Source organism: Pseudomonas sp. Sample_24, from assembly GCF_004307605.1.
GTDB lineage: Bacteria > Pseudomonadota > Gammaproteobacteria > Pseudomonadales > Pseudomonadaceae > Aquipseudomonas.
This window is the reverse complement of the sequence record NZ_RCNW01000167.1, coordinates 1-8,082: the sequence shown is the minus strand read 5'-3', so window position 1 is coordinate 8,082 and position 8,082 is coordinate 1. Positions and strand designations below refer to the sequence as shown.

The following is an 8,082-nucleotide window of genomic DNA, read 5'->3' as shown; positions in this document are numbered from 1 at the left end:
GCCAGGCCACCGAGGATTTGGCGACGGGTAAAGGACATGAACTCAACTACCTCACTTGAACGCGGCAGGCCCAAGCCCGCAAAAGGCGAATACGATACACCTGCGGATGAGAAACAGTAAGGGCGGCGCGGCGGATAGACGCAGCGCGGTATCGGACATTCAGGCTGAAACGGAACGAGGTAAAGACTGGCGCCTACCGGAAATCGATTCGCAAACGGGCGTAACTATGTAGTGCACATTGCTCGAGCGTAAGGGGCATCTTCGGCTCACTTTTTCTCAAGGAACGAGAGCTGATGAACTCAACCGAATCCCGTCCGTTGTCCAACGCAGCAGACAAAGCAACGCTCAAGGCCATTGCCAACAAGGTGATCCTGTCCTGCCCGGGCCTGCAAGACATGGCAAGCGAAGTCGCCAGCGAGCTGCTCAAGCAACAAGGCATTGCCGGCCTCGACCCGGACCTCATTTATTTCCACCGATTCAAAGCGGCGCAAAGCAGTTCCAGATCGTTTACCGGCTGGCAACACATTCGGGAAAAACCCCACGAATCCACCACGCTGACGCAACTCGTGATCCACCGGTTCCGCGCCACCGATCAGGACAACGCTGACTTGCTGGACCTCTATGGCGGCTTTTACACCGCTGGCCCGGAAGCCGAAGACTTCGATGAAACCAACGAAGTTCGCCTGCATGGCAATGACGTCTTGAAGTATTTCTGGAACCTCGATTTCAGCTCGCTTTACACCGCCAGACTCAAGGCGTTCTGGAACACTTCGTCGGTCGATTTCCAGGCCCTCGCCAAATGCACCTTTCTCGTCAAAGCGCTGGAGGCCAATGAAGGCGGACAGCTGAGCGATGAAAACCTGCGGCAGGTTATCCAGGCCACCTGCGGCCCGGTCACCTCCCCCGCCAGCCTGCAAATGCTGAAAAGCGATTACTCGATCACCGGCGGCTCAACCATTCGCACACTGGACATGGCGGGCTACGTCGCCAACAACATTCTGCGCATCGTTGGTCCCGAAGGCAGACAGATTCTTTACCTCCCTGGTGACACAAAGTCATTCCAGGTGCTGGAAACACCCATGGACATGCATTTCTGGGTGCTGCTGCAAATGAACAGAAGCCCGACCCGACAGACATTCCTGAGCCACTTCAGCCTGGCGGATCGGCAACTGATTTCCGACAACATCCCGGACATCATGAACCGCCTGGTCAGCACCTGGGGCAAGCAGGATCATCATCTGATCAATGCAAAAAATCAGATCATCCGTGGTGATGCCTTCCGCTGGCTGACCGACTCAACCCAGGCAGCCATGTTCGCCGAGGCCAGCCTGTCGCTTACCTCCAACAGCGATCTGCGCAAGAAATTGTGGATCGGCTACCTGAGTGCCGGCGTGAGGGTTTTCGGGCCGATGGCCGTCGTCGGTTGGCCCGTGGCCCTGCCAGTCATTGGTGCCAGTCTGGCCAACATGGGACTGAACATCGATCAGGCGGTGAACGGCAAGACCCGCCAGGACCGTAAAGCCGGCATCATCGGCGCGGTCCTCAGTGGCATCGACACCCTGTTCAACCTTCCGTTTCTCAAAGGTACAGGACCGTTGCTGGAAGCCAGCGCCGAAGTGGACGCCGAGGTGGGCGAAGCGGTGCAAGTGCCCGACACGCCGCAAGCGAATCCAGGCGCTGATACCGAACTGTTCGATGCTCAGGCAGAAGAGTTGATTGATCCTCGCCGGACAGCACAGAACAACGATCTGACAGGGACAGCCGCTGTAGAGTCGCCACCGCAAAACTACAAAATCCCGATACTGCTCGATGAGCAAAACCTGGTGCGGACCCCCGGCAAGTTCCTGGGAACCTATCGCCTGTCCTCGAATCCGTCGACTGCAATCCGCCTCAATAACAGTGAGTACTTCGTACGTTACGAAGCTGATGTCAACGGTGGGGGTACGTGGGCGATCATTGATCCGGCGAACCCCGACGGGTTCACCTCTTCGATACCCGTGCGACTGAACGCCGAAGGTCAATGGGAACTCGCGCCTCGAACAGGTCTTAGAGGCGGAATGGAGACACCGCCCGACGGGACTGAAGGTGTCAGCAGCCAACCCGATGCCCAGGCATGGGCACAAACGCCAGGAACCTATGTAAAAAAACTGGAGACACCCGGCATGCGGGAATGGGCGCTCGGCGGTCCCGATGAATATGTGACCGTGCGCAATGCCGCTGGCGAGCAGGTCCGTGTCAGTCGATTCGCACAGCGCCAGGCCACCTCACGAGCGCGCTTGATTGCAGATGCCGAACACTATTACCAGGCTAACCCGGCCTCCTACCGCGCAAGGGCGTCCTCCCCCACGGTGATCGGTAGCCAAACGGAACTGTTTGAAACGGCGTTCGCACAAAAACCGGGCCTGGTATTGGGCGAGACACGAGGCAGTATCGGCAGCAAACAAATTCTTATCGAAAATATGCCGGAGCTCGCCAGGCGTGGGTTGAAGACCATTTACCTGCAAGAGCTTCTGACCAACGCCAATCAAATCGATCTGGACACCTTCGCGCGAACAGGCCAGATGCCGCAAGATCTCGAAACCTACTTGACGACACTTGATCTGAAGGCAGGCAACGACCCCGAGGGCAAATTCAATGTCCTGTCCCTGGTCAAAGCCGCCAATGCGCAAAAGGTCAGGGTTCAAGCAATCGACTGTGCGATTACTTACAACATCAACGGACATGTGAACCTGGAGCCACAACAACAAATGGCGAGGAGTTTTTTCGCCAGCGAAGTGATTCAACTGAATGAGTCGACGCGTGGCCCCGGTCGTTGGATCGCATTGGTCGATCGGGAAAACCTGACGTCATTCAGAAACTATGCAGGTATCAGTGAGCAGACGGACGCCGTGAGTGTGCGCGTAGATGATTTAGTCCCGGGATCGGCGCAGGCCATAACATCCGATCCCGGCCTGGCACTGGAGTACAGCGACTATCCGGATTCCCCGGTCTACAACGTCGAAGAGGGGCTGAACGACCCCGGAGCCGAGCAAGATCTGGTGGTTGCGCAATGGCGTGTGCCCGTCGAAACCCCTTGGGCCTATCGCCCCCCAAGAGCACTGAAAACACTGCTGGCAAAATCGGGCATGTACACGTTCCAGCGCTCAAACAGCACCATCAAACTTATCTATCGCGATGCCAATGCACAAATTGCCGAAACCACCCTCCAGAGAATGGCTGATGGACAATTCACCTTGGCGTCCCCTGTCTGGCCGGACTTCGATTTCCAGCCTTTCGATAGCCTCGACACACTCAATCAACGGCTGGCGTCCAAAGGCATGAAGCTCATGGGTTGGCCTGCCCCTGAGAGCCCCGGGGAACTGTCTCAAGCGGGCGCCACTGAGACGGTGCTCAAAGGCGAGGCACAGAGCGCGGCAACGCTGAGTGAAGCCTTCACGAATGTGGCTGGAGCGCCGAAACGAACGGTCATTCCGGACAACTGGCAGGCCAATGAGCTGCTCGAGAGCATGACGCCCGAAAGCACACCCGGAAAGTACCAGGGTATTTACCAGCTCGACTCCGTCCCTTCGACAGCGATCATGCTGGACGACAAACCTTACTACGTACGCTACGAAACGGACCTCAGCGGCACAGGAAACTGGGCCATCATCGACCCGGAACACCCGACGACGCTCTCGGACTCGATCCCGGTTCGCCTGGATTCAGAAGGAAACTGGGAAACGCTCGCCCACAGCCCTCATGAGCAGGCCGAGCGCTAGCCAGCAGCCTGCACAATGAAAAACGCCGCTCCTTGAGACAGTGAGCGGCCTTACCACCTCTTCGATGAAAATATCATGGACGATACTCAAGAAATCACGCTGCTCAACTCTGCCGACGGGTTGGCGCTTCAAGCCCTGATCCCCGAACTGGTCGACGACTGCCCCGACCTGTACGCCATGGCGTATCAGATCGCCCAGGACATCCTCATTCGCTATCACATCACCGACCTCACACCGGACACGGTCTGGTGGCACCGGTTCCATGGTGCCCAAAGCAGCTCCAGGGCCTTTACCGGCTGGCAGCACATCCTGGAAAAACCCAAGGAATCCATGACCTTCCCGCAATTGGTCATGCAACGCTTCAGCGTCCATGACCAGGACAATGCCGACCTGCTGGATCTCTACGGCGGCTTTTACCGGGTGGGTGACGATGCCGAGAGTTACGATGAAAACAACGAAGTGCGCCTGCATGCCAGCGACGTGCTGAAAGCCTTCTGGGACATCAATTTCGCTGATCGCTACAAAACCGCCGTCGCGGCGTTCTGGGAAAAACACGGCGCCAACTTCCGCGCGCTGGCCAAATGCACGTTCATCGCCAAGGCCATTGAAGACTACGAACACGGACATCTGTCTGGTGAGCACTTCACCCTGGTGCTCAGCGCCTGCGCCGGCAATCTGGGCAGACCGCTGACCCGGCAGATGCTGCTGGACGAATCACCCGCCGGCAATGGTCTGACGATTCGCAAGTTCTGCATAGACGAGTTCGTGTCGACGGACATGTTCAGCATCACTGACGGCAGTGACCTGAACATTCTCTACGTTCCAGGCGAGGCCCAGGGTTTTCACGCCTTCCATAACGTCGAGGCGTTGCACGAATGGCTGGTCAATGAGGTCAAGGACGCCGAAGGCCGTGAACGCATGCTCATGCATTTCAAACAGCAAGAGCGCGACATCGAGCAGGAAAAGCCCACGTCGCTGGGGCACAAGCTCGCCAATTTCACCGGCGTTGGCCTGATCATCCACTTCCTGGAGAACACCGAATATGAAAACGTCGGCCTCACCCATGAGTACGACGTGCTACCGGATGAAAACACCGCCAACGACCACCACTTGCTCCACTACCGTGGCGAGATAATCAACGGCGATGCTTTCACCCATTTGAGCCAGTCCACCCATGAGCGCATGTTGAGCGACGCCGATTACCTGCTGCACTCCAATGCAGAGCTGCGCAAAAAGCTGTGGATCGGCTATCTCAATGCCTTCAACCGCGTCTTTGGGCCGATGGCCGCAGCGGCATGGCCAGCGGCGCTGGTGGTCATAGGCGCGGGCATTGCCAATGTCGGCCTGCACATCGATCAAGCCATTAACGCCACGACCCAGGCCGAACGCAAGGCTGCAGTGAAAGGCGCCATCCTTGGCAGCGTGGACATCCTGTTCAACCTGCCGTTCCTGATAGGGGCAAGCGAGTTCGCTCAAGCAGCGGAAGCCGAAGCGGAAACAGAAGCAGCAATCACGCCCGGGGAAGATGTGAAGTCGCCGAGCCCTCCGGTGCAACTGCCCATCGAATCCATCCACCCCACCCCGGGAGATACCGGCCTGTTGGCTCCTTTTGAAACCAACGAGATTCTCGACGGCTATTCTCCCGTCAGCGAAGAAGGCAAGTTCCAAGGTATCTATCAGCCTGAAACAGGGGGGAATTACATTGTCATCGATGACAGTTTCTATCAGGTCCGCTACAGCAACGAACTGAATTGCTGGACAATCATTGACCCGGTCAATCCCCACTCCTTTTATCGCAACATTCCGGTGTACCTGGATGAAACGGGTGCTTGGATGCCGATTACGCGTCCCGGTCTGGCGGGTGGTGGCTGGTTCTCCGATCTGTTCGCCAGGGCCGAGCCGGCCCTTCCGGACTTTGATGCCCCCGCGACGGCATACGATGTGCCACAGGACATCAAGCCAGCCCTCAAAAAGGCAGCCAATGGTTTGGAGGCAAAGGGAGATTTGAAGGACGGCTTTATCAATCCCAACAAGCCGGCCGATGAGCTGGAAGCCTTCAAAAGACTGCGCCGAAGGCTATACGACGACGCCGTGTCGTTTTATTCCCTGCCGCAACCCCAGTTGCCACCCAGGCCGGCGATCCCGTCGTTCGTTGCGAATGCCAGGTTCAAGGACATCATCAAAGTCATTTTCAAACGCTTACAAAGCCTGGTCATCGGTGAAGGTCACTCCAGCGTGGGCAGCAAACAGTTTCTGATCGAAAACATGAGCGTGCTGCGAAAACAAAAAGTCAAAACCCTGTACATGGAGCATCTGCTCACCGATTTCCATCAAGCGGATCTCGATGCGTTCAACCGCACCGGGGTAATGTCCGAGGATCTGGAACGTTATCTCAAGGATCTTGATGCTGGTTTCTCGACCGACCCGAGCAAACAATTCACGTTTGAACAGGTGGTCAGGGCAGCGCAACAAAACCGTATCCGCGTGCAAGCCATCGACTGCCTGGCCAGTTACCGCAGCGCCGGCATTCAGGGGGCCGATATCCACTTCCGGCAAAAAATGATGAATTTTTTCGCCCAACAGGTCATCAGCGCCGACCAGGCGGCCAGAGGCGCTCATCGCTGGGTGGCGTTGGTCGGGAACAGCCACGCCAATACCTATGGCGGGGTAGCGGGTGTCAGCGAACTTGAGGGCAGCATCGGCCTGCGTATTGAAAGTGTCGGCGCGGACGAGCTCGGCGGCATCAAGGTCGACCCGGGGGTGTCCGACGTGCCACGACCGGGACAGCCGCCCGGGTTCGCCAAAAATGACTTGTTGCTGCAAATCCCGACGCCGCCAAGCGTGGTGCTTGCACAAAGACTGGAGGATGGCCTGCCCAGGCCTGGCATGTACACCCTCAGCACCAGTACCGGTGAACCCATACTGGTTCATCGCAGCAGAACCGTCACCAACAACGGCATCGTGACCTGGGGGAAACTCGTTCGCACGCCCATCAAACATGATGCAAGCGGCTATTACATTGAACGGGATTCCTGGGAGATCAGCGGACGACGTTTTGCAACTACCGAGGGATTGAGTTCAGCGCTGCATAGGATGGGCTTGGCCCCCGTTCGACTCCCCGGTGTCTGAAACGCAAAAAGGCCGTGCGAACAGGGTTCACACGGCCTTTTACTGGCGATCAAACCGTCAAGAACGGCGCGGGATCATTCCCACTCAATGGTCGCTGGCGGCTTGCTCGACACGTCGTAAGTAACGCGGGAGATGCCTTCGATTTCATTGATGATGCGGCCGGATACGGTTTCCAGCAGTTCGTAAGGCAGGTGTGCCCAACGCGCGGTCATGAAGTCGATGGTTTCCACGGCACGCAGGGCCACGACCCAGGCGTAACGACGGCCATCGCCGACCACGCCAACCGATTTCACCGGCTGGAACACCACGAATGCCTGGCTGACCTTGTGGTACCAGTCGGCCTTGCGCAGTTCTTCGATGAAGATGTGGTCGGCGCGACGCAGCAGGTCGGCGTATTCCTTCTTCACTTCACCGAGGATCCGTACGCCCAGGCCCGGGCCCGGGAACGGGTGACGGTAGACCATGTCGTACGGCAGGCCCAGCTCGAGGCCCAGGCGACGGACTTCGTCCTTGAACAGTTCGCGCAGTGGCTCGACCAGTTTCAGGTTCATCTCTTCCGGCAGGCCGCCCACGTTGTGGTGCGACTTGATCACGTGCGCCTTGCCGCTTTTCGCGCCAGCCGACTCGATCACGTCCGGGTAGATGGTGCCTTGCGCCAGGTACTTGATGTTGTCCAGCTTGCAGGATTCGGCATCGAACACGTCGATGAAGGTACGGCCGATGATCTTGCGCTTCTTCTCCGGGTCAGCTTCGCCGGCCAGGTTGTTGAGGAACTGCTCCTCGGCATTGGCGCGGATCACCTTGACGCCCATGTTCTCGGCGAACATGGCCATCACTTGCTCGCCTTCGTGCAAACGCAGCAGGCCGTTGTCGACGAACACGCAGGTCAGCTGGTCGCCGATGGCTTTGTGCAGCAGCGCGGCAACCACGGAGGAGTCGACACCGCCGGACAGACCGAGCAATACGTTGTCGGTGCCCACCTGGGCGCGAACCTGGGCGATGGCGTCTTCAGCGATTTTCGACGGGGTCCACAGGGCTTCACACTCGCAGATGTCGAGGATGAAGCGCGACAGGATGCGGCCGCCCTGCTTGGTGTGGGTCACTTCCGGGTGGAACTGCACGCCGTAGTAACGACGCTCATCGCTGAACATGCCGGCGATCGGGCAGCTCGGGGTGCTGGCCAGGATGTGGAAGT

General features: G+C 58.0%; 3 protein-coding genes. 2 read left to right on the top strand and 1 reads right to left on the bottom strand.

Annotated features, from left to right (window positions below; translation table 11 throughout):
- The first annotated feature begins 293 nt into the window (after positions 1 to 293).
- Positions 294 to 3,758: a membrane-targeted effector domain-containing toxin gene (locus tag D8V06_RS08855; RefSeq protein WP_130930811.1), complete on the top strand. Its 3,465-nt coding sequence runs from the start codon at positions 294 to 296 to the stop codon at positions 3,756 to 3,758.
- 75 nt (positions 3,759 to 3,833) lie between these two features.
- The gene (locus D8V06_RS08850; protein WP_130930810.1) at positions 3,834 to 6,887 is read left to right on the top strand and encodes a membrane-targeted effector domain-containing toxin; all 3,054 of its coding nucleotides are present in this window, start codon (positions 3,834 to 3,836) and stop codon (positions 6,885 to 6,887) included.
- Positions 6,888 to 6,961: 74 nt separating this feature from the next.
- Here the strand turns inward: D8V06_RS08850 and guaA are convergent.
- Positions 6,962 to 8,082 (bottom strand): glutamine-hydrolyzing GMP synthase (gene guaA, locus D8V06_RS08845; protein ID WP_130930809.1); only part of this gene is annotated, 1,121 nt, incomplete at its 5' end.

Coding starts and splice junctions, on each gene's coding strand:
- D8V06_RS08855 (WP_130930811.1), top strand. CDS start 294: ATGAACTCAACCGAATCCCGTCCGTTGTCCAACGCAGCAGACAAAGCA.
- D8V06_RS08850 (WP_130930810.1), top strand. CDS start 3,834: ATGGACGATACTCAAGAAATCACGCTGCTCAACTCTGCCGACGGGTTG.